20 protein-coding genes are annotated in these 24515 nt (G+C 71.1%); 11 read left to right on the top strand and 9 right to left on the bottom strand.

The features are described from left to right. Window positions 1-30 precede the first annotated feature (30 nt). Entirely contained in the window at window positions 31-450 is a 420-nt protein-coding gene (locus tag MMB17_RS00935; RefSeq protein ID WP_241100743.1) for a hypothetical protein, read from the bottom strand. A gap of 706 nt (window positions 451-1156) precedes the next feature. Between MMB17_RS00935 and MMB17_RS00930 the strand changes: the two genes are divergently transcribed. Then, window positions 1157-7462 carry an autotransporter outer membrane beta-barrel domain-containing protein gene (locus MMB17_RS00930; RefSeq protein ID WP_241100742.1) on the top strand — a complete coding sequence of 2102 codons (6306 nt, stop codon included), beginning with the start codon at window positions 1157-1159 and terminating at the stop codon, window positions 7460-7462. A 90-nt stretch (window positions 7463-7552) separates the two neighbouring features. Here MMB17_RS00930 and MMB17_RS00925 read toward each other — a convergent pair whose 3' ends face one another. After that, window positions 7553-7933 (bottom strand): DUF4440 domain-containing protein, encoded by a 381-nt coding sequence (locus MMB17_RS00925; protein WP_241100741.1) that lies wholly within the window; start codon window positions 7931-7933, stop codon window positions 7553-7555. A 210-nt stretch (window positions 7934-8143) separates the two neighbouring features. On the opposite strand from MMB17_RS00925, the gene MMB17_RS00920 reads away from it, so the two are divergent. After that, window positions 8144-8440, top strand: coding sequence for a hypothetical protein (locus MMB17_RS00920; protein WP_241100740.1), 297 nt, complete (start codon window positions 8144-8146; stop codon window positions 8438-8440). Window positions 8441-8561: 121 nt separating this feature from the next. Here MMB17_RS00920 and MMB17_RS00915 read toward each other — a convergent pair whose 3' ends face one another. The 6 genes from MMB17_RS00915 to MMB17_RS00890 all read right to left on the bottom strand — a co-directional run bounded on the left by MMB17_RS00915 (window position 8562) and on the right by MMB17_RS00890 (window position 13302). Then, window positions 8562-9452 carry a phosphotransferase family protein gene (locus MMB17_RS00915; RefSeq protein ID WP_241100739.1) on the bottom strand — a complete coding sequence of 297 codons (891 nt, stop codon included), beginning with the start codon at window positions 9450-9452 and terminating at the stop codon, window positions 8562-8564. Between the two features lie 201 nt (window positions 9453-9653). Then, window positions 9654-10016, bottom strand: coding sequence for a hypothetical protein (locus tag MMB17_RS00910; RefSeq protein WP_241100738.1), 363 nt, complete (start codon window positions 10014-10016; stop codon window positions 9654-9656). 117 nt (window positions 10017-10133) lie between these two features. Next, complete coding sequence (locus MMB17_RS00905) at window positions 10134-10538, bottom strand: c-type cytochrome (RefSeq protein ID WP_238309765.1); 405 nt, start codon at window positions 10536-10538, stop codon at window positions 10134-10136. 542 nt (window positions 10539-11080) lie between these two features. Then, complete coding sequence (locus MMB17_RS00900; protein ID WP_241100737.1) at window positions 11081-11320, bottom strand: hypothetical protein; 240 nt, start codon at window positions 11318-11320, stop codon at window positions 11081-11083. 520 nt (window positions 11321-11840) lie between these two features. Further along, the gene (locus MMB17_RS00895; protein WP_241100736.1) at window positions 11841-12065 is read right to left on the bottom strand and encodes a hypothetical protein; all 225 of its coding nucleotides are present in this window, start codon (window positions 12063-12065) and stop codon (window positions 11841-11843) included. A 313-nt stretch (window positions 12066-12378) separates the two neighbouring features. Next, entirely contained in the window at window positions 12379-13302 is a 924-nt protein-coding gene (locus MMB17_RS00890; RefSeq protein ID WP_241100735.1) for a LysR family transcriptional regulator, read from the bottom strand. A gap of 161 nt (window positions 13303-13463) precedes the next feature. Between MMB17_RS00890 and MMB17_RS00885 the strand changes: the two genes are divergently transcribed. The 6 genes from MMB17_RS00885 to MMB17_RS00860 all read left to right on the top strand — a co-directional run bounded on the left by MMB17_RS00885 (window position 13464) and on the right by MMB17_RS00860 (window position 21358). Continuing rightward, a complete protein-coding gene (locus MMB17_RS00885) occupies window positions 13464-14975 on the top strand; it encodes an ABC transporter substrate-binding protein (RefSeq protein WP_241100734.1) in 1512 nt (503 codons plus the stop codon). A gap of 7 nt (window positions 14976-14982) precedes the next feature. Further along, window positions 14983-15897 (top strand): ABC transporter permease, encoded by a 915-nt coding sequence (locus MMB17_RS00880; RefSeq protein ID WP_241100733.1) that lies wholly within the window; start codon window positions 14983-14985, stop codon window positions 15895-15897. A 53-nt stretch (window positions 15898-15950) separates the two neighbouring features. Next, on the top strand, window positions 15951-16856 hold the full coding sequence (locus MMB17_RS00875) for an ABC transporter permease (protein ID WP_241102303.1): 906 nt from the start codon (window positions 15951-15953) through the stop codon (window positions 16854-16856). Window positions 16857-16905: 49 nt separating this feature from the next. Next, window positions 16906-18324, top strand: coding sequence for a M20 family metallopeptidase (locus tag MMB17_RS00870; protein ID WP_241100732.1), 1419 nt, complete (start codon window positions 16906-16908; stop codon window positions 18322-18324). Window positions 18325-18326: 2 nt separating this feature from the next. Then, window positions 18327-19958, top strand: coding sequence for an ABC transporter ATP-binding protein (locus tag MMB17_RS00865; protein WP_241100731.1), 1632 nt, complete (start codon window positions 18327-18329; stop codon window positions 19956-19958). A 155-nt stretch (window positions 19959-20113) separates the two neighbouring features. Further along, window positions 20114-21358 carry a D-serine ammonia-lyase gene (locus MMB17_RS00860; RefSeq protein ID WP_241100730.1) on the top strand — a complete coding sequence of 415 codons (1245 nt, stop codon included), beginning with the start codon at window positions 20114-20116 and terminating at the stop codon, window positions 21356-21358. Window positions 21359-21463: 105 nt separating this feature from the next. Here the strand turns inward: MMB17_RS00860 and MMB17_RS00855 are convergent, their stop codons facing one another. Beyond that, window positions 21464-22420, bottom strand: coding sequence for a GlxA family transcriptional regulator (locus tag MMB17_RS00855; RefSeq protein ID WP_241100729.1), 957 nt, complete (start codon window positions 22418-22420; stop codon window positions 21464-21466). A 128-nt stretch (window positions 22421-22548) separates the two neighbouring features. Between MMB17_RS00855 and MMB17_RS00850 the strand changes: the two genes are divergently transcribed. The 3 genes from MMB17_RS00850 to MMB17_RS00840 all read left to right on the top strand — a co-directional run bounded on the left by MMB17_RS00850 (window position 22549) and on the right by MMB17_RS00840 (window position 24513). After that, a complete protein-coding gene (locus MMB17_RS00850) occupies window positions 22549-23337 on the top strand; it encodes an SDR family NAD(P)-dependent oxidoreductase (RefSeq protein ID WP_241100728.1) in 789 nt (262 codons plus the stop codon). Window positions 23338-23354: 17 nt separating this feature from the next. Next, window positions 23355-23837: a DUF302 domain-containing protein gene (locus tag MMB17_RS00845; RefSeq protein ID WP_241100727.1), complete on the top strand. Its 483-nt coding sequence runs from the start codon at window positions 23355-23357 to the stop codon at window positions 23835-23837. A gap of 229 nt (window positions 23838-24066) precedes the next feature. Continuing rightward, window positions 24067-24513, top strand: a complete 447-nt coding sequence (locus MMB17_RS00840) for a (2Fe-2S)-binding protein (RefSeq protein WP_238311428.1) — start codon at window positions 24067-24069, stop codon at window positions 24511-24513. Window positions 24514-24515 lie beyond the last annotated feature (2 nt).

The raw sequence follows: 24515 nt of genomic DNA, 5'->3' as shown, positions 1-24515 counted from the left end.
CCGGAGGGGAGGGCACCCCGCCCGGGCGCCTCATCGCGGGCCGGAGGCGCCCGGCCGCCGCCGGCCGAGGGCGCGCTCGTATTCCCGGCGCTTCTCGTCGATGGCGTCCCGGCAGGACGGCAGCGGCCCGCGCGCCGCGCCGGAACCGGGCCGGTCGGCCGGTGCGGCCCTGAGGGCCAGCCGGTCGCCTCCGTGGTCGATCGTCAGGATCCAGCCGCTGCCGGTGCCGTAGCGGGCGGCGAGGGCCGCATTGCAACGCTCGAGGAAGTCGAGCCGGGCGGTGTCCGCGTGGTCCTCGTGCGCGGCGGCCTGCGCCAGCGCCGCGCAGATCAGATCCGAATCCGCGCGGTTCAGCCAGAGCGTCGCGGTGGAGAAACCCTCGCGCTCGGCCAGGCTCATCTCCTGCGACACCCGCTCCGCGAGGGCCGTGCGGCGGGATTTCTCGTCCATGAGGCCCTCCTGTCGGTCGAGAGCGTCGCTCCGGCCCCGTCGTGGCGGGCGCCAGGGGCTGGAGACAATTCCCAGAGGCGGGAGCCGTTGCGCCATCACCGCTCTGCCGATGCGGATCCGGCCTGTGGAAGCATTCGGCGCCTGGCCAGCAACAGAAGAGATGCAACGTCCACGCGCGAACGGAGCATCGGTACAGCTTCGTCAACCATCCGTTAAGGTTAACAATCCAGAAACGTCCCGCAGCGCCCTCATGGCCGCCGCCGGGCGCTTCCGACGCCTGTCCTCATGAGTCCGGTCCCGATGGATCCGGTGCCTTCCCGCCCGGGGGAGGCGACAAGGTGAGCGCACGGCGATGACAGGCAATCCTGACAGGCAATGTCGGTCGAATGGGGCCCGCGGACGGGTTCGCTCCTGTCGCGGTTCTTCGTGCTGCCCGAAGATATTTCATCTGTAGTTGTGATTTGCCGGCATCATGAAAAAGAAGCTGTGTCCATGATCCGAAGCATCCGAAAGAAAAATTGGGTGTTCGTTTCAGGCCACAGTCCTTTGTTCGTGCTCCCTATACGATGAAGGTGCGGCGCCAGGAATGCAGGCACGTTGACGGATCGTCGTGTCATAGTCCGACGCTCAGCATTCATGTGCCCGCATTGTCAGGTTCTGCACCTATCCGACGCGATACGCTGCGTATCGAAAGGACTGCATGTCGATGACCGCCTCTCCCATGCCCCGGCCTTCCCGGCAGATCGACGCAACCCGGATCGGCCGGGCCGTCGCATTGCTGGCGGGGGTGAGCGTCGGCGCGCTCATGACGGCGCAGGGGGGCAGGGCCTGGGCCCAGGACGCCGCCCGCTCCTTCGTGCAGCGCGGGAGCGACGGTCGGGAGGGGGTGGACTGCGCCCTGTTCATCGGTTGCCTGGGTAAGCGGCGGCCCGCGAACGACGGCGACAAGGGGCCGGACCTGCAGGTCACCCAGGGCGATACGCTCTCGAACGTGCAGGGCGTGGCCGTCGAAGCGAAATCGATCGGCGGTGCGGGAGGCCGCATGCCGAAGGCCCTTACTTCCGACAACGAGGCCGGGAACGGCGGAAACGGTGGCGCGGTCACCCTCAACGAGACCGGGGCCGTGAGCGGCGGTGTGGATCGTCAGATCGGGCTCGCGCTGATCAACGTCGCTTCCCAGGGCGGCAAGGGGGGCGAGGGCGGGAATGCCAGCATCGCTCGGGGCGGTGCTGGCGGGTCCGCCCGCCTCATCCTGCAGGCGCCAGTCTCCGCCTTCGGGGATCGCACCTCCGGCGTCTCGGTCCAGTCCAAGGGCGGCAAGGCGGGCGACGGCGCGACCTCCGCAAGCAAGCGCTCGGTGCAGACGGGCGGCCAGGGCGGCCTGGCGGAACTCGACGTCACACCTTCGGGCAGCATCGTGACGCGCGGCGTCTCCGCGCCCGGCGCCGTGGTCGAGTCCCTCGGCGGCGATGGCGGCATGAGGAATACGCGGGGCGGCAGCGACCTCTCCGGCGATGCGGGAGCCGGTGGAGAGGCCGTGCTCGTCAGCCGCGGCTCGATCGTCACCGAGGGCGCGACCTCGGTGGGCGTGCTCGTCCAGAGCGTCGGCGGCGCCGGCGGCGGCGATACCACCGGCATCAACGGCTCTGCGGGCGGCAAGGGCGGCGCCGGCGGCGCGGTCACGGTGGACCAGAGCGGGACCATCGCGACGCTCGGGGCCTACAGCTCGGCCCTCATCGCCCAATCGGTCGGCGGTCCGGGTGGCGACGGCGGCCGCGCGCCCTTCGGCAGCGGCGGCGATGGCGGCGCCGCCGGGGCCGGCGGCGCGGTGAAGGTGACCCAGTCGGGCACGATCAGCACCTGGGGGACCGGCTCGGTCGGCATCCTGGCCCAGAGCGTCGGCGGCGGCAACGCCCTCGATGCCTTCCAGGCCTCGGCTCCGCAGACCGGGCGCGGCGGCGGCAGCGGTGGCAAGGCCGGCATCCTGCCTTTCACCTCCGGTGGCACGGGCGGCATGGGCGGCCTCGGCGGTGCGGTCACGGTATTGCAGCAGAACGGGATGATCGAGACGGCCGGCACGGACGCCTACGGCATCCTGGCCCAGAGCATCGGCGGCGGCGGCGGCGTGGGCGGCGCCGCGATCAAGCCGGGCGCCTTCTTCAGCTACGCGCTGGGCGGCGGCGGCGGGGCCGGGGGTCATGCCGGTAAGGTCCTGGTGCAGACGACGGGCGGGTCGATCACCACCTCCGGGGACGGGGCGAGCGCAATCCTCGCCGAGAGCATCGGCGGTGGCGGCGGCGCCGGCGGCGTCGCCACGGCCACGACCGCGAGCCCGGCCTTTGCGGTCGCCCTGTCCGTGGGCGGCAGCGGCGGCGGCGGCGGCAAGGGTGGCGAGGCCCGGATCGAGAGCAGCGCCAGCGTGAGCACCAGCGGTCGCGCGGCGGTCGGCCTCGACGCGCTCAGCATCGGCGGCGGCGGCGGCGTCGGCGGCTCGGCGCGGTCCACGGCCATCGCGACGCCGCTGGTCCTGCCCAATGGCAAGACTCTGCCGAGCATCGCCCTCTCGGCCTCGGTCGGCGGCTCCGGCGGCCTCGGCGGCGAGGGCGGCCTGGCCAAGGCGACCAATGACGGCGCCGTCGTCACCTATGGCGGCGCCTCGATCGGCGTGCAGGCCCTCAGCATCGGCGGCGGCGGCGGCCTCGCCGGCGATGCCTTTGCCTACGCGCTCGCGGTCGCGCCGCCCGGCGAGGTGGCGTTGAGCTTCAGCACCACGCTCGGCGGAACCGGCGGCGGCGGCGGCAAGGGTGGTCGGGCCGAGATCACCAATAACGGCTTCGTCTCGACCTCCGGCGACGAGGCCGTCGGTCTTCAGGCGGAGAGCATCGGCGGCGGCGGCGGCAATGCCGGCAAGTCGGATGCGACGAGCAACAGTCTCAGTTTGCATCAGAACATCGCCGCCGCGCAGGCGATCGGCGGCAAGGGCGGCAGCGGCGGCGACGGCGGTACGATTGGCGTCGACAATGTCGGCACGGTGGTGACCGGCGGCAGCTTCGCCCACGCCATCCTGGCGCAGAGCATCGGCGGCGGCGGCGGCAATGGCGGCAGTGCCACCGGGCTCGCCATGCCCGGCCTCTCCTTCGACAAGACCCTGAACGATCTGGTCGGCAAGCTCCCGGTGGCGGACACCCTGTCGGTGACCCGCACCATCGGCGGCCAGGGCGGGGGCGGCGGCAAGGGCCAGGCCGTCACCGTGACCAATGCCGGCGCCCTGCGGACCGGCGGCTCCGACGCCATCGGCATCTTCGCCCAGAGCATCGGCGGCGGCGGCGGCACCGGCGGCGATGTCCAGGGCGCCGCTCAGGGCAAGCTCAAGGTGAACCTCACCCTCGGCGGCAAGGGCGGCAGCGGTAATACCGGCGGCGGCGTCACCATCACCAACGCCGCGACGGGCGGAATCGAGACCTGGGGCGACGGCGCACACGGCATCGTGGCGCAGAGCATCGGCGGCGGTGGCGGCCAGGGCGGCAGCGTGGCGGCGCGCAAGGCGTCGACGCCGGATGCGGTCGGTGCGATCTGGACCCAGATCAAGCAGGCGATCGGGGTCGAGGCCTATCAGGACTGGGCGAAGGACAAGAAGAACAAGGACACCAAGGAAGCCCTCGATCAGTTCCTGAAGGACATCAAGGAGACCGACAAGTACAAGTCCCTTGCGGCCAAGATCAAGAATTCCGACTTCGCCAAGATGCTCCAATCCTACAGCAAGAGCGCGTCGGACTATCTGGCGGCTCAGAAGAAGGGCAGCGTCAAGCTGCCTGACGTGGAGGCGACCCTGAGCCTCGGCGGCGACGGCGGCAGCGGCGGCAAGGGCGGCGCGGTCACCGTCACCAATGACGGGGCCATCACCACCCTCGGCGCCGTGGCCCACGGCGTCTTCGCCCAGAGCGTCGGCGGCGGCGGCGGCCAGGGCGGCATGGCCTTCGCCGCCGCGACCAACGCCAACAACTACCGGGCCGTTCTCGGCGGCACGGGCGGCGACGGCAACGAGGGCGGCACGGTCTCGATCGTCAACCGCGGCGCCGTCGCGACGGCGGACGACATGTCCTACGGCCTTTACGGCCAGAGCGTCGGCGGTGGCGGCGGCAGCGGCGTGGGCGCCACGACCACCGGCAGCAGCAAGGAGGGGAGCCTGGTCGTCACCCTCAATGTCGGCGGCAACGGCGGCAAGGGGGGCAAGGGCGGCGACGTCTCGGTCGAGAACACGGGCGCGGTCGTCACCGCCGGCAGCGAGGCCCACGGCATCGTGGCGCAGAGCGTCGGCGGCGGCGGCGGATCGTTCCTGCTCCCGGTCGCCAAGGAGGCCGGCAAGACGGACGCCTCCGCACAGACCGGCAAGGCGCAGGCGGAGAAGACCCGATCCGACAGCGACGCCAAGGAACTCGCCAGTGCGCTGCTGGCGGCGATCGGGATCGAGACGATCCCCGAACAGCCTTCGTCCGAGGGCGCGCCGAAGAAGTCCGGCAGCCTGACCCTGGGCGGCTCCGGCGAGGCGGCCGGCGACGGCGGCGCCGTGACGGTGACGCAGGGCGGCGCCATCACCACCAGCGGCTTCGGCGCCCTCGGCATCCTGGCCCAGAGCGTCGGCGGCGGCGGCGGCATGGCAGCGGCGGCCGCCAGCGCCAGCGGCGACGCCTACACCTTCGGGATCGGCGGCTCGGGCGGCGCGACCGGCAACGGCGGCGCGGTGGGCGTGACCCTCTCGGCCGGCGCGCGGGTGACGACCACGGGCGATGCCGCGACGGCGCTGCTCCTGCAATCGATCGGCGGCGGCGGCGGCTATGCCGGCGCGCATCAGGTGATGGGCTACGCGGTGCCGTTCCTGCTCGAGGAGGGCTCGAAAGGCTCGGGCGGCGCCCTCTCCGTCACCCTCAAGGAGGGCGCTGCGATCCGGACCAGCGGCGAGCGCGCCCACGGCATCCTGGCCCAGAGCCTCGGCGGCGGCGGCGGCCTGGTCGTGGACCTTTCCAACCCGATCCTCGCCTCCGGCCAGCTGGTCCAGGCGTCGGATCCGCCCAAGTCGCGCGCCACCTCCACCGGCTCCGGCGGGACCATCACCATCGAGAGCGCCGGGTCGATCGTCGCCTCGGGCAAGGATGCCAACGCCATCTTCGCGCAGAGCGGCGTCCAGGGCGGCGACGGCCGCCTCGATCCGACCCGCGCGGGCGGCACCATCGCCATCACCGTCAAGGACATCGTCAGCGGCGGCAGCGGCACCGGCGCGGCGATCCGCCTGGAGGGCGGCGATTACAGCAACCGGATCCTGATCGACGAGCGGGCCGTGGTCAGCGCCGCCTCCGGCCGCGCCATCGTCGGGACGATCAACCCGGTCAATATCAAGAACCGAGGCGTTCTGATCGGCGATATCGTTCTGACGACCCTCCCAGGGACGATGAGCACCCTGACCAACGGGGCGGATGGCTACGGCGCAGCGATCCTGCGCACACGCCAGGGCGGCGTGATCGATCTGGGCGGCAGCGGCAACGGCTCGATGACGAACAACGCCACGCTCGATATCGGCGGGGTCGGCACCGTCGCCCGCACCGACGTGAAGGGCGATTTCGAACAGCGCAGCAGCGGCCAGTTGCTGGTCGACGTCGCCCCCCTCGCCCCGGCCGGCGCCCTGCGCGCCGACCTTCTGGCCGTGAGCCGCAGTGTCTGGCTGGACGGCACCGTGCGGCCCAACGTCATCGGCGGGCTCCTGCCTGGGCAGTACACCTTCCTCACGGCGGGCAGCATTACGAACGCCAACGCGGCGACCTCGTCCACGACGATCCAGTCGGACTCGGTTCCGGTCACCTGGGCGATCCTGCGGTCGGGCAACAGCCTCGCCCTGAGCCCGACGGCGCGCTTCACCGCGCCCGTCGGGATGACGCTCACCGGCGACCAGAAATCCACGGCCGAAGCCCTGCAGACGCTGTGGAACAACGGCTCGATCGGCGAGGCCGATCTGTTCGCCCGCTTCCTCTCCGTGGAGAGCAAGAAGAGCTACGCCGCGGCGCTCGACGATCTGAACCAGGAATCGAACCAGTACGTCCTGACCGGCCGCACCCTCGACACCCGGGCCGGCCTGAAGCGGGCCATGAGCTGCCCGGCCTTCGAAGGCTCCGGCACCCTGTTGCGCGAGGGCGAGTGCGTCTGGGGCCGCGTCACGGCGGCCCGCACCAGCCTGTTCTCCTCACCCGGCGAGGGCGGCTACCGCCAGAACGCGCTCAGCTACCAGGGCGGCCTGCAGACCGAGTTCGCCCCGGACTGGTTCTTCGGCCTGTCGGGCGCCTATACCCGCGCCTACCAGAACGACTCCGACCGCATCAGCGGGACGACGAGCGACGCCGCCGACGTCTCGATGGCGCTCAAGCACCAGGTCGGCCCCTGGCTGTTCGCGGCCTCGGCCAATGTCGGCTACGCCTGGCAGGACAATCTCCGCTCGGTCAGCATCGGCGAGGGGATCTGGTCGGCGCGCAGCAAGTCGGAGGTGCTGACGGCGGGCGGGCGCCTGCGGGCGAGCTACCAGTTCCTGTTCGACGGCTGGTACATCAAGCCCTACGCCGACCTCGACCTGCTCTACACGCACAGCCCGGCCTATTCGGAGACGGGCGCGCCGGAGATCAATCTCGACATCCGCGCCATGAGCAAGACCCTGGTGGCCTTCAGCCCGAACGTCGAGATCGGCGGCCGCTTCGATTTCGACAACGGCCGCTGGCTGCGCCCCTACGGCACCCTCGGCGTGACGCTCCTGTCCGACGACCACTTCACCGGCCTGGCGAGCTTCCAGGGCAGCGGCAGCCTCGGGGTGTTCGCCACCGCCTCGCGCATCCCGGACACGATCGGCGAGGCCGGCCTCGGCTTCCAGATCGGGCTCGGCGGCGGCATCGAGCTGACGGGCGAGTACCAGGCCCATGTCGGAGACCGCTTCCTCTCGCATACCGGCACCGCCCGCCTCTCCGCACGGTTCTGAGATCGGCGGGCGCGGCGGGGTCGATCTCAACCAGGCCGGCGTGCCGGTGGGCGCGGACAAGCGCCTCGCCGGCACCCGGCGCGGAGGCGGTCAGCCCCCGCCCGCCTCGTTGGGCGCGGCGGTGACCAGCGGCGGCGTCTGCTGGTGCTGGACCACGCGCCAGGTCTCGTGCGCCAGCCGCCGGTAGGTCGAGGTGCAATGCGCCTCGTAGGCTTCGCCGTCGCGGCGGGCCTTGGCGTGATAGGCGATCACGATGAGGCCCTCCTGCGGCCGCGCGATCTGGCCCTCGGAGAGCGCGACCTCTGTCCAGCGCGGCGTATCGGCCACCGCCTCGATCGCCTGCCGGCCGCTCATGACGAAGGGCGGCTGCGGCAGCACCATCAGGCACGCATCATCGACCAGTTCGCGGTAGTGATCGGCGTCACCGGTCCAGAGGCTCTTCTCGAAGGACCACACGCGATCGTCGTCCATTCCAACCTCCTCGATGCCAGAGTGCCTGGAGAAGAGACGGGGAGGGCGGTCCGTTCCGGGCGCGACAGCGTGTCGTGTTCCCCCCGCGTCCCTTTCCCTCCGCGTCCTTCTGCCGGTCCGTTTCCCGCGGCTGCGTCATGGCGTGGCCGGCGCCCGGCCGGGTGAACCCTTCCCGGGCTGGCCGGTTCTCCTTCGCCGAAGGAGATGCGCATGTCGAAGACCATCACGTCCCGGTTCCGGTCGCGGCAAGACGCCGAGACCGCCGTCGAGCATCTCGTGCAGGAGCATGGCATCGACCGCGCGGCCGTGCGCATTCTGGCGGCCTCCGAGGCCAACAGCGCCGGCGTCGAGGCGGCCGGAGCCGATCTCGAAGACGGCCGCGCGAAGGCCGGCACGGATGGCGAGCCCGCCCTCGCGGGCGAGATCGCCGTCTCCGCCACGGTCGAGGCGGACCGGGCGGAGGCGGTGATCGCGTCGTTCAAGGCCTATGGCGGAGTCGGGACCTGAATGAGGCGACGCCCGGCTCTGAGAGCGCTCTGCGCCGAAGGGGACACCGGTTCGGCGTGAGAAAGCGCGTCACGACAAAGGCCTGGAGCCGCTCCCGATGGCAACGCGATCGGAAGCGGCTCTAGACCGCGAAGCCCGTCAGGAAGCACATCATCCCCCACACGTCCTGGAAGGTCCCGCGCGGGCGGCGGGTGTCGCGGCGGCCGGCGGCTTTCGCGAGGCGGGCGCTGGCCGCGCGGATCTCGGGCTCGGCATCGGCCGGCTTGCCGAAGAGGCGCCCGACCAGCACCGGCAGGAGCCATGCCCGCACCTCCGCAGGGCGCACACCGCTCGCCTGGCAGTACCAGCCGACATAGAGGCGCGCGAGGAGGGCGCGGATCGGCCCGATCGGCAGGACGCGCCCGTACCATCCCAGCTTCGCGCTGCCGTAACGCAGCAGCATCGCGCTGCGCGCCACGTCCGCGGCCGGGGCGCCGATCCCGGCCTTCTGCCAGTCGATGATCTGCAACCCGGCGGCGGTGACGACCACGTTGTCCGCGTGCAGGTCGCCGTGACAGAAGCTGTCGCCGCGCGGCAACCGATGCAGGGCCTCGAGGGCGGCCTGCCGGGTCGGCTCGGGCACCGGGGCCTGCTGGATCTGAAGGCGCAGCGTGTCTTCCAGCCGGCCCAGGGGCCGGGGCGCCTCGCGGACGTGGATCTCCCTCTGCAGCCGCGCGAGCCGGCGCAGGCCGAGGACGTAGCGAAGCGGATGCCGGAGATAGGCGTCGTGCATGACCGGGCCGTGCAGCCGCTCGAACACGATGCCGCTGCGCTCGCCCCGCTCCACGACCTCCACCGGCTTCGGCACGGGCAGGCCGAGGCGATGGGCGTGCCGGGACGCGGCGAACTCGCCCTCTACAGCGGCCGGATCGAACGGAATCTTGTAAAGTTTCAGGACGTATTGCGATCCGAGCGCGAAGACTTCCGCGCTGCGCCCAAGACCAAGTCTCGGTCCCGAAGGATGATCCGGCATCGAAGGCTTCGACATGCGCACCGCCGCTGTGAAGCCGCCCTCGACACAACCCTAGCAATACAACCTTTAGTTGGCAACGCTCGTCGGACTCATCGGGGCCGCCGCGCCGGAGAGCTTGCCGCCCCGGCGCGAGAGGGCGGAATCTCCCCGGACGCATCGTCCGAACCGGGGGCCGGACGATGCGCGCCGGCGGGGGGCGGGCTAAGGCAGGGCGCCGGCCTTCTCCTTGGCCTTCATCACCGTCTGCCGGCACGCCTCGGCCTTGCCGGCCTTCTCCTCCTCGCTCGCCTGGGCCAGCAACGTCTTGGCCTCGCCGACGCCGCCCGCGGTCGGCTTGCTGCCCGGATCGGAAGGCTGGCCCGCCGGCGGCTTCTTGAGGGCCTTGGGGGAGTCGGACGAGGTCGGGCCGCCGGCCGGCGCCGTGCCGGTCACCTGTTCGGCGCCCGCGCTGTCGAGACGCCGCTGCAGCGTGGCGATCTCCTCCGAGCAGGAGGAGGCGAGGGCGGGGCCGGCGGCGAGCACGAGCACGAGCAGGGCGGCCGGCAGGGCGAAGGGCAGGAGCATGGGATGGATCTCCGTCGGACTGGGGGAGGCCCTGGACAGGGCGCGGTGAGGAAAGTCCTTCGCCCGCGCGCTTTCTCCCTCCCCCGCTCCGGCTGCGGCGATCGACCGCCCGGGTCCCTAGCGGGAGGCCGCCTGGAGATAGGCGATGACATCCGCCCGATCGAGCGGGTCGGGCAGGCCCGGAAAGGTCATGCTCGTGCCGGGCGCGAAGGCGGCCGGGGCGGCGAGCCAGAGATCCATCCTGTCCGGCGACCAGACGCCGCCGGCCCGCAGCAGGGAGCCGGTATAGCCGAACCGGGTGCTGCCGCCGCCGACCGGCTTGCCGATGATCCCGAAGAGGTTGGGGCCGTTCCGGTCGCCCGCGCCCTTGCCGATCGTGTGGCAGGCGCCGCACTGGCCGAACAGGCGGCGGCCGCGCCCTGCGCTGGCGACGCGCATCGCATCCTCGAAGCTCGGATGAGGCCCCAGGGCGCGCCGCCGTTCGGCGGCATCGTCCGAGCAGGCCGCCAGGACGAGGAGCATGAGCGGCCCGAAGCGCCGACCGAATCTTCCGCCAAACACGCCGGGCCCCGAACCGCGCCGTTTCCGTTGCCCGCGCCGAGTGGCCCGAGAGGGCCGCCAAGGCAAGGGCGGCCAAGGCGAGGACCGCACGAAAAAGCGGCCGCCCCGGCGTGACGGCCGCTTACTTCAAAGAGGGGGCGCCGAGGGCGGCGTCGCCCGGTCCCGTGCCGCTCAGCCGAAGCTCGCGGGCAGGGCGAGGCTCTGCGCATACAGAGCAAGGGCGGTGGCGGTGCCCAGGAGACCAAGAACGGTGAGGGTGAAACGCGCTTTCATGCTGGTCATGACTGGCCTCCTTCGTGCCAGATGTTGATTTGCAAGCTCAACGCGGTGTTAAGGCCAAGGTTTCATGGCCCAGGTGCGCCGACGCACCCGTGTCATGCCGGACGTCCGCATGTCTCGGGGGGCGAGGCGCCGACGATGCGATGGCGATCCGGCCGGAAACGAACAAGCCCGCCGCGGCGAACCGGGCGGGCCAAAATGGCGCGGCTTGGGATGGGGTTCGCTTACCGGCGGAAGGTGTTCCGCGTGAGCGTCTTCGTCTTGCCACGGCTCCCCTGGCTATCGTGGTGATACTCCCCCTGCGAAGGGCGATTGCTCGCGACACGTGCCATGGTGTTGAAAAAGTCTCCGAACGGCGACTGGGCACCGCCATGGACCTGATCGAGAGCGTCGTCGGAAAGAAGAACGGGCTGGGCGCCGATGCTCTGATCGGTGATCATCGAGGTCGTGTCACGGTGGGTCATGGGAAGATCTCCTGATGTCGGTGCGACGTCTTGTTGGCGTCTGTCGTGATTGACACCGGATCGCCCCGGCTTGGCTGTGTTGGGGAGCACGCGGCCACGCTTTGCTGCCGCGGCGATCCACAGGGGCACCGGCGCCGCCGAAAGAAGACCCGCCATGACACGACTTCGGAGAGGCCGGCCTCCTGAGGACGGTGGTGTCGGAGATCACGCGTGGGCGGCACCGGGCGACGGCTTGGGAGCATCGAATCCGAACCTCACGCCCAAGCGGTCGGCAACGCTGCGACCGGCGTGGCGGAGCGCGGCGAGCGCAACGCGAACTTGGTCGACCCGTCCTGGCGGGCGCGCTCCAGCGCGCGTTGCAGGCCTCCATCGCCGCCATCAGGGGCCAGAGCGCTCGCGGTTGAGCGGCCCGATCGGCGCCCGCGGTGCGACTTCTGCGGCAACGATCCGGCCGGAAACGAACAAACCCGCCGCGGCGAACCGGGCGGGCCGACATAGTACGGCTTGGGACGGTGTTTGCTTACCGGCGGAAGTGGCTCTGCGTGACCGTCTTCGTGTTGCCGCCGACCGTCTGGCTCTCCTGATGGTAGCGCACCTGGGTCGCGCCGTTGCCGATGCCGCGCTTGATGTTGTCCATCATGCTCTCGATGCCTGCGAACGCCGAACCGGCGCCGCCGTTGACCGGCTCAAGCGCGTCGTCGTTCAGGCGAACCGGGGCATTCTGCTCAGCGGACTTGGTCGTCATGATCATACCTCTGATGGATGGTCCGAAAAGTCGTTCGCCTTTCAGATGAAAAGACCCTAGCCGTCGGATGTTTCTCTATTCTTGCTTCGAATACGCGCAATTTTCATCAATGCGCGGCGGCCGATGACATCGTTAACGCGCTCTTCGGCCGCGCATCATGCCGGGATGATGCGAGCCAGGGCTCTCGTTCGAACGATGGGAGCCCTTGCGGAAAGGCGGCGGATCAAGCCGCTGCCCGCGGCGATCCTGTCCGGGGCGTGCCTTCGGAGAGGCGGTGGGCGTTCTTTGCCGATCGCGTCCCCGCGCGCGGGGCTCAGACGCCGTCCTCCTCCGTCGAGGCGCGGCTCGAGGTGGGCAGCGCGGCGACCAGCGCGTTCAGGAAGGCTTTCACGGCCCGCGGAAGGGGGCGGTCGCGCATGGTCTGGACCTGGATCCCGCGCAGCAGGCTGCTCTTCGTCCGGACCGGGATCTGGATCAGCTCGCCGAGCTGCACCGGGGTCTGCACGGTGAAGGCCGACATCAGGGCGAGGCCCTGCGTGTGACGCACGAAGGGCAGGAGGGAGGACAGCACGTTCGAGGTCAGCACCGGCTCGATCGCGATCCCCTCGGCGGAGCAGGCCGCCTCGAAGACGAGGCGAACCGTGGTGTCGCGGGTGGGCAGCGCCAGCGGAAAGGCGGCGAGATCCGGGAGCTGGATCATCGGCGATCCCGCCAGGGGATGATCCGGCGCGCATACGGCGATCATCTCGACCTGCGCCTCGTAGACTACCGCCACCGGCTGGGTCGAGGCCAGCTTGAAGGTCACGCCGATATCGGCCTCGCCGGCGGCGACCACCTGGGTGACCTGGGCCGGGGGCAGCATCGTCAATTCGAAGCGGAGGCCGGGATAGCGGCGATGGAAATCCGCGATGACCCTCGGCACGAGATCGATGGCGAAGCCCTCCGAGCAGGAAACCCGGATCAGGCCGCGGACGAGGCCCTGCAATTCTTGGATCTCGGTGACGACCTGCTCGGCCCGCTGCAGCACGTGATGGGCATGCTGGGCCAGGAGCTCCCCGGCCGGGCTCGGCACCATGCCGCGCGGGCGCCGCTCGAACAGCACGCAATCGAGCTCGGCCTCGAGATTGGCGATCTGCCGGCTGATCGCCGAGGCGGCGACGTTGAGCTGGCCCGAGGCGGCGGCGATCGAGCCGGTTCGGGCCACCGCCAGGAAGTAGCGCAGGCTGGTCGTCTGCACGGCCCGGTCATTCCCCCTGCCTTGCCGAAACGGCAACGATGCAATCGCCAAATTCTACTTGCTGCGATTGCATCTGCACAACACTATAGCACGGTGAAAAAAGCGGCACGGCCGGAACGGAGATTCGGGCGGGGACCGCCGTGCTTCCGAGGCGGATCGACATGCTGAGACAGACGCTCGCAGCCCTGCTGCTCACCGCGACCGCGCTTCCGGCGCTCGCCGGCAAGGCGAACGACACGCTGGTCTACGCCTCGGACAGCGAGCCCGAGAACATCAGCCCCTATCACAACAGCCTGCGCGAGGGCGTCATCCTCGCCCGCAACGTCTGGGACACGCTGATCTACCGCGATCCGGCGACGGGCAGCTACAAGCCGATGCTGGCGACCGGCTGGACCTGGGTCGATCCGGTTACCCTGGACCTGACGATTCGCGAAGGGGTGCTCTTCCACAACGGCGACGCGCTGTCGCCCGAGGACGTGGCCTTCACCGTCAACTACGTCCTCAGCCCCGAGGCCCGGGTCGTGACCAAGGGCAACGTGGACTGGATGAAGGGCGCCGAGGTGACGGGGCCGCACGGCGTCCGCATCCACCTCAAGGCGCCGTTCCCCGCCGCGCTCGAATACCTCGCCGGGCCGACCCCGATCTTCCCGGCCGCCTATTTCAAGAAGGTGGGGCTCGACGGCTTCAGCAAGGCGCCGGTCGGCACCGGCCCCTACCGGATCGTTCGTGTCGAGAACGGCAAGGGCGTGACGATGGAGCGGTTCGAGTCGTACTGGTCCGGCGGCCCGATCGCGAAGCCGAAGATCGGCAAGCTCGAATTCCGCATCATCCCGGACGGCGACAGCCGCATGGCCGAGCTCGTCACCGGCGGCATCGACTGGATCTGGCGCGTGCCGAGCGACCAGGCCGAGCAGCTGAAGACCTCCCCCGGCGTCACGGTGCTCTCGGCCGAGACCATGCGGGTCGGCTTCCTGCAGTTCGACAGCCTCGGCCGCGCCCAGGCGAACTCGCCGCTGAAGGATGCCCGCGTCCGGCAGGCGATCGCCTACGCGATCGACCGCAAGGCCATGGTCGACAACCTCGTCCGCGGCGGCGCGCGGGTGATGAACTCGGTCTGCTTCATCGATCAGTTCGGCTGCACCGATCAGGGCATGCCGCGCTACGGCTACGATCCGGCCAAGGCGAAGGCGCTCCTGAAGGAGGCGGGCTATCCGGACGGGTTCGAGATCGATCTGTCCGCCTATCGCGAGCGGGAATACGCGGAGGCCGTGATCGGGTATCTGCGCGCGGTCGGCATCAAGGTGCGGCTGAACTACCTGCGCTTCGCCGCCTTCCGCGACGCGCTGCGGGCCGGCAAGACCTCGATCGGCTTCCAGACCTGGGGCTCCTTCTCGGTCAACGACGTCTCCGCCTTCACGGGCGTCTATTTCCGCGGCGGCGAGGAGGACCTGACCAAGGATCCGGCCGTGATCGCGGCGCTCCAGGCGGGCGACACCGGCAGCGACCCGGAGGCCCGCAAGGCCAAATACGCCGAGGCGCTGACGCGGATCGCGCAGGAGGCCTACGCCCTGCCGATGTTCTCCTACCCCTCGAACTACGCCTTCACGCAGGACCTGAACTTCACCGCCCAGCCGGACGAGGTGCCGCGCTTCTACGCGGCCTCGTGGAAGTGAGGCGGCCATGCTCGGCTTCGCACTCCGCCGCATCCTGGTCGCGGTCAGCGTCGCGGTGACCGTGTCGGTGGCGAGCTTCATGCTCCTCCACCTCTCGGGCGACCTCGCGACGGCGATCGCCGGCCCCGAGGCCACGAGCGAGCAGATCGCGGCAATCCGCCGGCAATACGGGCTCGACGAGCCGCTGCTCGCGCAGTTCATGGCCTGGGCGGGGCGGGCGCTCCAGCTCGATTTCGGCCATTCCTTCTACTTCCGCGAGCGGGTGACCGACCTCATCGCCGCCCGCCTGCCGGTGACGCTGACGCTCGGCGTCATCGCCCTCGGCGTGGCGCTGGTCGTGGCGATCCCCCTCGGGGTGCTGGCCGCGGTGAAGCGCGACACCTGGATCGACCGGGCGGCGCTCGCCGTCTCCGTGATCGGCCAAGCGATGCCGAGCTTCTGGTTCGGCCTGACTCTGATCATGGTCTTCTCGGTCAATCTGCGCTGGCTGCCGGTCTCGGGGAACGCGACCTGGAAGCACTTCGTGCTGCCGGCGGTGGCGCTCGGCTACTACGCCATGCCCGCCGTGATGCGGGTGACCCGCAACGGCATGCTGGAGGTGCTGGCCTCCGACTACGTGCGCACCGCCCTCGCCAAGGGCCTGCCGCCGCACAAGGTCCTGCTCCGCCACGCCCTGCGCAACGCCGTCATCCCGGTGATCGCGCTCGCCGCCGTGCAGTTCGGCTTCATGCTCGGCGGCTCGATCGTGATCGAGGCGGTGTTCTCGCTCCAGGGCCTCGGCCAGCTCGCCTGGGAATCGATCGCCCGCAACGACTTCCCCGTCGTCCAGGCGATCGTGCTGGTGCTGGCGATGGTCTACATTGCCCTGACGCTGGCCGCCGATCTCCTCAACGCCCTCTTCGATCCGCGCCTGCGCTCATGACGACCCAGCCCGCCTCCCCCATGGCCGCGTCCGGCCGCGCCGCCGCCCCGGAGATGCCGATCCCGGCCGCCCCGGAGAACGCCGCGCCGCTGGCGCCGGCCCGCTCGCCGACGGCGCTCGCGCTCCGGCGCGGCCTCCACCATGGCGGCTTCCTGATCGGGGCCGGCATCCTCGGCATCATCGTCCTGGCCGCGCTCGCCGCGCCGCTGATCGCGCCCCACGACCCCTATGCCCAGGACGTCGCCCGGCGCCTGATCCCCCCGGTCTGGCAGGCGAAGGGAAGCTGGGAGCATGTGCTCGGTACGGACAAGCTCGGGCGCGACTATCTCAGCCGCCTGATCTACGGCAGCCAGATCTCCCTGCTGATCGGGCTCTCGGCGGCGCTGATCTCCGGCCTCATCGGCACCACGCTCGGGATCGTCGCCGGCTATTTCGGCGGCCGGGTCGACGCGCTGGTGAGCTACGTCGTCACCACGCGCCTCGCCATGCCGGTGGTGCTGGTCGCCCTCGCCATGGCCTCCCTGGTCGGCGGCTCCCTGAAGGTGGTCGTGCTGGTGCTCGGCCTGCTGCTCTGGGACCGCTTCGCCGTCGTCACCCGCGCGGCGACCCGGCAGGTGCGCGGCCAGGACTTCGTGGCCGCCGCCCAGGCCGCGGGCTTCGGCACGGCCCGGATCCTGTTCCAGGAGATCCTGCCCAACATCCTGAACGCGCTGATCGTGGTCGCGACCCTCGAGATGGCGCACGCGATCCTGCTCGAGGCGGCGCTGTCCTTCCTCGGCCTCGGCGTGCAGCCGCCGCTGCCCTCCTGGGGCCTGATGATCGCCGAGGGCAAGCAGTACATGTTCTTCCAGCCCTGGGTGATCACCATCCCGGGGGTGGCGCTCCTCGTCCTGGTGCTGGCCATCAACCTGCTGGGCGATGGCGTGCGCGACATCACCGCGCCCGAAGGCCGGCACTGAAAACCGGCTGCCCCCCGACCGTCCCGACCATCAGACCCCACGGAAAGCCATGTCCCGATCCGACGCCGTCGCCCTGGCGGAACGGCACTACGACGACGGAACCTTCCTCGCCGCCCTGCAGGACGCGGTCGGCCGTCCCACGGAGAGCCAGGCTCCGGGCCAGCTGCCCCGGCTCCAGGCCTATCTGAGCGACTTCGTGGAGCCGGCGATCGCCCGGCTCGGCTTCGAGAGCCGCATCCTCGACAACCCGGACGGCGTGAACGGCCCCTTCCTGATCGGCACCCGCCACGAGGGCGACGCACTGCCGACCGTGCTGGTCTACGGCCATGGCGACACCGTGCGGAACTACCCCGAGCAATGGCGCGCGGGGCTGCATCCGCTGAAGGTCGTCGTCGAGGGCGACCGCTGGTACGGCCGCGGCACCGCCGACAACAAGGGCCAGCACGTCATCAATCTCGGCGCGCTGGAGGCGGTGATGCGGGCTCGCGGCGGCCGGCTCGGCTTCAACGTGAAGCTCCTGATCGAGATGGGCGAGGAGGCCGGTTCGCCCGGGCTGCGCGAGATCTGCCGGCAGGAGGCGGAGGCGCTCTGGGCGGATCTTCTCATAGCCTCGGACGGGCCGCGGGTCAGCGCCGAGCGGCCGACCCTGTTCCTCGGCTCCCGCGGCGGCTTCAGCTTCGAGCTCGCCGTGAACCTGCGCGAGCGCGGCCACCATTCCGGCAACTGGGGCGGGCTCCTGCGCAATCCCGGCACCGTGCTGGCGAGCGCCATCGCCAGCCTCGTGGACAAGCAGGGCCGGATCCTGGTCGAGGCGCTGCGCCCGCCGCCGATCCCGGAAGGCGTGCGCGCGGCCCTCAGCGACATCGCGGTCGGGACCGATCCCACCGCGCCGGCGATCGACCTGGATTGGGGCGAGCCCGGCCTCACGCCGGCCGAGCGCGTCTTCGCCTGGAACACCCTGGAGGTGCTGGCCTTCACGTGCGGCGATCCCGAAGGGCCGGTCAACGCCGTGCCGCCCTCCGCCAGGGCGACGCTGCAGCTGCGCTTCGTCGTCGGCACCGACTGGGAGAACCTGATCGCCGCCGTCCGGACCCATCTCGACCGGCACGGCTTCCCGATGGTCGAGGTCCGCCGCAGCCCCACCGAGATCTTCCGCGCCACGCGCCTGCCGGTCGAGGATCCGTGGGTGTCCTGGGCGCTCGCCTCCCTCGCGGCGAGCACGGGCAAGCGGCCGGCGCTGCTGCCCAATCTCGGCGGCTCGCTGCCCAACGACGCCTTCTCCGAGATCCTCGGCCTGCCCACCCTCTGGGTGCCGCATTCCTACCCGGCCTGCTCGCAGCACGCCCCCGACGAGCACCTGCTCGGGTCGCAGACCCGCGAGGCTCTCGGGCTAATGGCCGGGCTGTTCTGGGACCTTGGCGCGTCCGGGGCGGACGTGCTCGCCCGCCGCCGCGCAGGAGCGCACTGACCATGACCGAGCCCGTCGTCCGCATCGAGAACCTGACGCTCGCCCTGCCGAAGGGCGCCGACCGGCCGCATGCCGTCGAGGGGCTCTCCCTCGACCTCATGCCCGGCAAGATCCTCTGCGTCGTCGGCGAGTCGGGCTCGGGCAAGTCGATGAGCGCCTATGCGCTGACCGGCCTGCTGCCGCGGTCGCTCAAGGTCGCGGGCGGGCGCATCACCTTCGAGGGCCGGGACCTCCTCACCCTCGACGAGCGCGCCTGGCGCGGCCTGCGCGGCCGGCGCATCGCCATGATCTTCCAGGAGCCGATGACGGCCCTGAACCCGGTGATGCGCATCGGCGACCAGATCGCCGAGATGTTCGAGGCGCACGGCCTCCACACGGCCGCGGAGCGGCGCGCCCGCGCGGTGGCGCTCGCCCGCGAGGTCGGCCTGCCGGAGCCCGAGCAGATCGTGCGGGCCTATCCGCACCAGCTCTCCGGCGGCCAGCGCCAGCGGGCGATGATCGCCATGGCGCTGGCGCTGGAACCGACCGTCCTGGTGGCCGACGAGCCGACCACGGCCCTCGACGTCACCACCCAGGCGCAGATCCTCAAGCTGATCCGCGAGCTCCAGCAGCGGCGCGGCATGAGCGTGCTGTTCATCACCCACGATTTCGGCGTGGTGGCCGACATCGCCGACCACGTCGCGGTGCTCCAGCGGGGCAAGCTCGTGGAGAGCGGCACCGCCCGCGCCGTTCTGGAGAATCCGCAAGCCCCCTATACGCGGGCTCTGCTCGCCGCGGTGCCGAGCCTGACGCCCCCGGAGCGCCCGCCCGTCGCGGCGAACCCGGTCGCCCTGTCGGTGATCGGCCTCGGCAAGACCTACACCACCCGCAACGGCTTCTTCGGCAAGCCGCGGGTGGTCGACGCGGTGAAGGAGGTGACCTTCGACCTGCGCCGCGGCGAGACGCTCGGCATCGTCGGCGAGTCGGGCTCGGGCAAGTCCACCACGGCGCGGCTCGCGATCCGCCTCGTCGAGCCGGACCGCGGCACGGTGCGGCTCGGCAGCCTCGATTTCACGGCGCTGGGGCCGAAGGCCCTGCGCGCCGAGCGCCGGCGGATCCAGATGATCTTCCAGGATCCCTTCGCCTCGCTGAACCCCCGCCGCACGGTCGAGCAGATCATCACCGCCGGGCCGATCGCCCACGGCACGCCCGCGCGGCAGGCGCGGGCCCGGGCCCGGGAGCTGCTCGACCTCGTCGGCCTGCCGCCGAGCGCCGCCGAGCGCTACCCGAACGCCTTCTCGGGCGGCCAGCGCCAGCGCATCGGCATCGCCCGGGCGCTCGCGATGGAGCCGGACGTGATCGTCGCCGACGAGGCCGTCTCGGCCCTCGACGTCTCGGTGCAGGCGCAGGTCCTCCGGCTGCTGGAGGACCTGAAGCAGCGCCTCGGCATCGCGATGCTGTTCATCACCCACGACCTGCGCGTGGCCGCGACCATCTGCGACCGGATCGCGGTGATGCATCGCGGCGCCATCGTGGAGGAGGGCCGCACGGCCGCGCTGTTCGCCGCGCCGGAGCATCCCTATACGCGCAGCCTCCTGGCCGCGGCGCCGGGCGGGGGAAGCGTGTTCGCGCAGGCGCGGGAGGCCTGCGCCTGATCCCATGGCGGGGGTGATCTCGCCGCCATGGCGCCTCGAGGGGGGGTAGGGGCGGCGCGGGAGGCGCGGTATAGGCGCAGCCGACTTGCGAGGATGCGGTGACCCTTCCCCCGATGCCGGCCGCCGGGCCGGAACCCCGCCCGCCCGGGCCTGCGGTGCCCGCGCCCGTCCTGCGGGCGGAGCCGACCGTCTGGTTCAACCCGCGCCGGGGAGAGGCCGCGGCGATCCTGCCGGGCCTCGCCCTCGCCGAGGCCGACATGCGCTCGGCGCAGGCGCGTTGGCGCCGCTTCGATCCCCTCCTGGCCCGGCTGTTCGACGGGCTCGAGGACGGGCGGATCGACTCGCCCCTCATTCCCCTCGCGCCGGAGACGGCCCGCAGCGTCCTGCACGGCGCGCCCGGCGCGGTCTGGGTCAAGGCGGATCACGACCTGCCGGTCACCGGCTGCATCAAGGCGCGCGGGGGCGTCTACGAGGTGCTGGCCCATGCCGAGGCGCTCGCCGGCACAGCCGGCCTGCTGCGCCCCGGCCTCTCCTATGCGGATTTCGCGGCGGAGCCCTTCCGCGCCCTCTTCGCGCGGCACACGATCGCCGTGGGCAGCACGGGCAATCTCGGCTTCAGCGTCGGCGTGATGGGACGCGCGCTCGGCTTCGCGGTCGAGGTGCACATGTCCCACGACGCCAAGGACTGGAAGAAGCGGCGCCTTCGGGAACTCGGGGCACGCGTCGTCGAGCATCCGGGGGATTACGGGCTCGCGGTGGCGACGGCGCGGGCGGCCTTCCGCGGCCGGAGCGATGCGCATTTCGTCGATGACGAGGATTCGGTCGATCTGTTTCTGGGCTATGCCGCGGCGGCTCTCGACCTGCAGAAGCAGCTCGCGGCGGCGGGAATCGTGGTCGACGCGGCGCATCCGCTCTTCGTCTATCTGCCCTGCGGCGTGGGCGGGGCGCCGGGCGGCGTCGCCTTCGGGCTGAAGCTGCTGTTCGGCGACGCGGTGCGGCCGGTCTTCGTCGAGCCGGTGGCCGCCCCCTGCATGCTGGTCCAGCTCGCCGCGGGGCTGGATCGCCCCGTCAGCGTCTACGATGTCGGCCTCGACAACCGCACCGCCGCGGACGGGCTGGCCGTGGCCAGCGCCTCCCTGCTCGTGGCGCGGACCGTGGGGGGCCTGATCGAGGCGGTCGTGACCGTGACCGACGATGCGCTGTTCGCCTGGCTCAAGGCGCTCTGGACCGGCGCGGGCCTGCGCCTCGAACCCTCCGCGGCCGCGGGCTTCGCCGCCGCCGGCCGGTTCGTCGCCGCGGCGGGCGCGCCGGATCCGGCCCGGGCCACCCACGTGATCTGGACGACGGGAGGCGCCCACCTCCCGGAGGCCGAATTCGAAGCCGCCCTCGCCCGCGGCTGACGCCCGCTTTCAGAAGCGACGGCGGTGCCGAGCCCGAACATCTAGGGCTATCGTCGCGTGTCGAGCGCCCGGCAGCCGCTCAAGGGCGGGCATCGGGATTGCCCGTCATCCCGCCGCCCTCTCCTTGCCTTCGATCAGGCGAAGGCTGCGGCGCAGGCTCTGTGGCGGGTGGCCGAAGGCGCGCAGGAAAGCGCGTCGCATGCGGTCGCGGTCGGTAAAGCCGGTGTCGCGCGCGACGACGTCGAGCGGGTGGCGCCCCTCTTCGAGCATGGCCTTGGCCGCTTCGAGCCGCAGCCGCTCCACGGCCTTCGCCGGGGATTGACCCGTTTCCTCGCGAAACAGCCGGCTGAACTGGCGCGGGCTGACGCTCGCGGCCTCCGCCAACTCCTCGACGGTCAGGGACCTGTTCAGGTGCTCCTTGGCGTAGACGATCGCGCGGCGGATCCGGTCGGAGCGCGGCTCCAGCTCGAGCAGCGCCGAGAACTGCGATTGGCCGCCGGGGCGGCGGTGATAGACCACGAGCTTGCGGGCGATGGCCCGCGACAGCTCCGCGCCATGGTCGTCCTCGATCAGCGCCAGCGTCAGGTCGATCGCCGCGCTCATCCCGGCCGAGGTCCAGACATTGCCGTCGGCCACGAAGATGCGGTCGTCGTCCACGCGGATCAGAGGAAAGCGCTCCTGCAGGTCGCGGGCATGGGCCCAGTGGGTGGTCGCCACCCGGCCGTCGAGCAGCCCGGCCTCGGCGAGCGCGAACGTGCCGGTGCAGAGGCCCGCCACGCGGCGCGAGACCCGGCCGGCCGCGACGATGTAATCGCGCAGCCGCGGCGAGAGCGGCCGGGGCAGCAGCTCGCCCACCACCATCAGCGTGTCGGGGGCCTCCGCCAGCGGCACGGTCTCGATGCCGATGTTCAGCGAGGAGCGGACGGTGCCGCCCCGCTCCGACATCACGACCAAGCGGTAGGCCTCCCGGCCGAGATGCACGTTGGCGAACTCGAAGGCCGAGAGCGCGGCCAGTCCCATGACTTGGAAGCCGTCCTCGAGAATGAACCCGACCTGCCGCATCGGCTCGCTCCTCGCCATGTCTTGATTTGACGTTTATACGTCATTTCGGACATTGCAGTCCAGTCTTAGGGTCCTGACATCGCCAGCGCCGGGCAGGCCGGACGGGCATCGCGACAGGACCGACGATCATGACCCAGGGAACCGTTCTCATCACCGGCGCCTCCTCCGGCATCGGCGCCGTCTATGCCGACCGCTTCGCCCGCCGCGGCCACGACCTCATCCTCGTCGCCCGCAACAAGGCCCGGCTCGACACGGTCGCCGACGACCTCGTCCGCCGCCACGGCGTCACGGTGCGAACCCTCGAGGCCGACCTGACGGACCGGGCGGGGCTCGCCACGGTCGAAGACATCCTGAAGAGCGATGCGTCGATCACGCATCTCGTCAACAATGCCGGCTTCGGCTCCGCCGCCCCGCTGGCCTCAGCCTCCGTCGACGAGATGGAGCGGATGATCGCCATCAACGTCACCGCGCCGATGCGCCTGACCTACGCGGCGGTGCCGGCCTTCACGGCCCGCGGAAGAGGCACGATCGTCAACATCGCCTCGATCGTCGCCATCGGGCCGGAGGTGCTGAACGGGGTCTATGGTGGCTCGAAGTCCTTCGTCCTCGGCTTCAGCCACAACCTGCGCAAGGAACTCGACGGCACCGGCGTGCGCGTTCAGGTCGTGTTGCCGGGTGCTACCGGCACCGAGTTCTGGGACGTGGCGGGCCTACCCGCGAGCAACCTGCCGAAGGAGTGGGTGATGTCGGCGGAGGATCTGGTCGATGCCGCGCTCGCCGGCCTCGACCGGGGCGAATTCGCCACCGTGCCCTCGCTGCAGGACGCGTCCGAGTGGGAGGCCTGGGAAACGGCGCGCGCGACGATGCTGCCCCACCTGTCGAGCGCCGTCCCAGCCCTCCGCTACCGCGCGGCTTGAGAAGAGGGAGGGCATCGATGAGCGAGACGTCCATCAGGTCCGTCACGGTCGAGCACGTCACGATCCGCTCGGCCCGAGACTTCGACACTGTCCGGCAGGCCTTGGAGGCGGCCCTGCCGCCCCTCGATCACGGCTATGCGGCCCTCGTCCAGGCGGACCGGGCGCAGGAGGCCTTGCGCCTGCTGGAGAGCGGCGCACCCCTCTCGATTTTCGGCCAGCGCGATCACGGCGCCCTGTTGCGCATCGCCGGCCTGGAGCGCCGGGCGGTCCAGTACGATATCGGCAACCCGCTGACCGCCTCGCGCATGACGCGCCACGCGCTCTCGGACGCCCTCTATGCGCCGATCCGCGTCCTCCTGCGGGAAGAGGAGGAGGGCGTCGCCTTCGAGTACGACCGCCCGGCCAGCACCTTTGGGCAGTTCGGAAACGACGCCGTCGATGCGGTCGCGCGGGAACTCGATGAACGCCTGTCCGAATCCCTGAAAGCAGCGGCCGGCTAGGCTTTCTCGGCGGCCGCCGGGCTCCTGAAGGGCCGGCACGGCACGACGCCCTGGCACTCCTGCGGGTCCACCGCGAGGTGTCGCGGACGATCCGCCGGGCGGCCGGCTCCCGCGCGGTGGTCCGAGCCGGTCCGGCATGTCCGGAAACGCGGCTTTTATGGCGTGGTCCGCGTCGATGACCGCCCTTAGCATCACGTCCCTGTGTTCGGCTCTGCGGAGGATCGCAGCCATGATGAACCTGACGATCAACGGGCGACAGCACGCAATCGAGGCCGAGCCGGATACGCCGCTTCTCTTCGTGCTGCGGGACACGATCGGTCTCACCGGCACCAAATACGGGTGCGGCATCGGCCAGTGCGGGGCCTGCACCGTGCTCATCGACGGGCAGGCGACCCGCTCCTGCCAGGTGCCGGCGGAGAGCGTCGCTGCGCAGTCGGTGACGACCATCGAGGCGATCGAGGCGGATCCGGTCGGCGCTCGGGTCGTGGCGGCCTGGGTCGGCATCGAGGTGCCGCAATGCGGCTATTGCCAGTCCGGGCAGGTCATGGCCGCGACCGGCCTGCTCAAGGAGACGCCGAAGCCGTCCGACGACGAGATCGCCGCCGCGATGACCAATCTCTGCCGCTGCGGCACCTACAACGCCATCGCCGCCGCCGTGCGGCAGGCCGCGGCCTGAGG

It is taken from the genome of Methylobacterium organophilum, assembly GCF_022533465.1.
GTDB lineage: Bacteria > Pseudomonadota > Alphaproteobacteria > Rhizobiales > Beijerinckiaceae > Methylobacterium > Methylobacterium organophilum.
This window is presented reverse-complemented; position numbering and strand designations above follow the sequence as displayed.